This window comes from Photorhabdus kayaii, from assembly GCF_025384895.1.
GTDB classification, from domain to species: domain Bacteria; phylum Pseudomonadota; class Gammaproteobacteria; order Enterobacterales; family Enterobacteriaceae; genus Photorhabdus; species Photorhabdus kayaii.
Window position 1 is genome coordinate 1 of the sequence record NZ_JAJAFZ010000159.1, and the last position, 2,149, is coordinate 2,149.

Here is a 2,149-nt window from a genome sequence, read left to right on the forward strand (position 1 = left end):
GCAATCGGGTTACTGCGTGACAGCGGCCATGAACACTTCAGCGGCTCGTTAGTGGTGCCCGTTATCGGGATGCACGGCCAGATACACGAAATCTATGGCCGCAAAATCACAGACCGTCTGCGGGCAGGCACGCCGTTGCATCTGTATCTGCCGGGCGCGCATGGCGGCGTCTGGAATGAAGCGGGGCTGGCCGGTTCGGCCTCGGTTATTCTGTGTGAATCCCTGATTGATGCGATGTCCTTCTGGTGCGCGGGTTATCGCCATGTGACCTGTTCGTATGGGGTACACGGCTTCACCGACGCTCACCGGCAGGCGTTCCGACAGCACGGTGTCAGACAGGTGCATATTGCCTATGACAATGACAAAGCCGGCAATGAAGCCGCCGCCGCGCTGGCGGCAGCACTGCAACTGGCGGGGCTGGATGTCTGGCGGGTGGTATTCCCCGAAGGCCGCGATGCCAATCGGTTTAGCTGCGAGGTGGCGAACCCCGAAAACGCCTTCGGTCAGTTACTGGAGGCGGCACAATGGCTCGGTGAGCCGGCGAAAATGCCGCCGGCAGACCCAAATACTGCGGCGGTCGTGCCGGTCTCTTCGGCGGCATTAGTGCCCGAACCGGGCGTCGTGACCACGTTAGCAGAAAACGGGGATATCGTTATCCAGCAGGATGGGCAGGAATGGCGGCTGCGCGGCGTACCGCAGAAAATCGGGGCGGTGATGAAGGTCAATGTGCAGGTCGTGGATAAAAACAGCGGAGCGCTGTTTGTGGACAGCCTCGATATCCTGAGCGCCCGTGCCCGGGCGGGGTTCGTGCGTCAGGCCACTCAGGAGCTGGCCCTGCCGGAAACGCTGATTAAGCGTGAGCTGGGGCGGGTATTACTGGTGCTGGAGCAACGCTCGTGGGCCGCCGGAGAAACCGTTCAGGCGGGCAAATCCCTGAGTGCCGATGAACAGCAGACCGCGCTGGCCTTGTTGCAAGACCCGCAACTGGTCGGGCGCATCACGTCCGATTTAGCCGCCTGTGGCGTGGTCGGCGAATCCACCAATCTGCTGGCGGCCTATCTGGCGGCGGTGAGCCGTAAACTGCCCAAACCCTTAGCCGTCCTGATACAGAGCAGCAGCGCCGCCGGGAAATCGTCACTGATGGACGCCGTGCTGAACCTGATACCAAAAGAGGAACGCCTCCAGTACAGCGCTATGACCGGGCAAAGCCTGTTCTATCTGGGGGAAACCAATCTCCAGCATAAAATCCTTGCCATTGCCGAAGAAGAAGGGGTGCGGCAGGCCGCCTATGCGTTGAAGCTGTTGCAGTCGGACGGCGAGCTGACAATGGCGAGCACGGGCAAAGATGAAGCCACGGGCAATCTGGTGACCAAAAGCTACACGGTGAAAGGGCCGGTCATGCTGATGTTAACCACCACCGCCATTGATGTGGATGAAGAGTTATTAAATCGCTGTCTGGTGCTGACCGTGAATGAATCGCGTGAGCAGACCGAAGCCATCCATACGTTGCAGCGCCACAAACAAACCCTCGAAGGGTTACTGGCCGAGAACGAGCGGGACTATCTCACCGCGCTTCACCAGAACGCCCAGCGGTTGCTGAAACCGTTAAATGTGGTCAATCCGTATGCGCATCAGCTGACCTTTATGTCTGACAAAACCCGCACCCGCCGTGACCATATGAAGTACCTGACGCTCATCCAGAGCATTGCCCTGCTGCATCAGTACCAGCGGGAAATCAAGACCACCGAACATCGCGGCCGAAAGCTGGACTACATCGAAGTGACCCAGGACGATATCCGGCTCGCCAATCAGCTGGCGCACGAGATATTAGGCCGCACGCTCGATGAAATGCCGCCGCAGACGCGCAAGTTACTCATGCTGATACAGGCATGGATACGGGAAAGCCGCCAGCCGCGCCATGAAATGATTTTTACCCGCAAACAGTTGCGCGACACGGTGCAGTGGGGCGATACGCAACTGAAAATCCATCTCGCCCGGTTGGTTGAAATGGAATACCTGTTGTTGCACCGGCGCGGGCTGACGTTCGCCTATGAACTGCTGTTTGACGGTGAAGACCGTGATACTGCGCACTTGTGCGGCCTTATCGTGCCGTGACAGGACCGGTATGACTTGTTCCGGTCGGGGTAAA

The 2,149-nt window shown here is 58.9% G+C and carries 1 protein-coding gene; it reads left to right on the top strand.

Going from position 1 to position 2,149, the window contains the following annotated elements:
- On the top strand, nt 1-2,115 hold a 2,115-nt coding region (locus LGZ98_RS23515), incomplete at its 5' end, for a toprim domain-containing protein (RefSeq protein WP_262978702.1).
- Nucleotides 2,116-2,149: the final 34 nt, after the last annotated feature.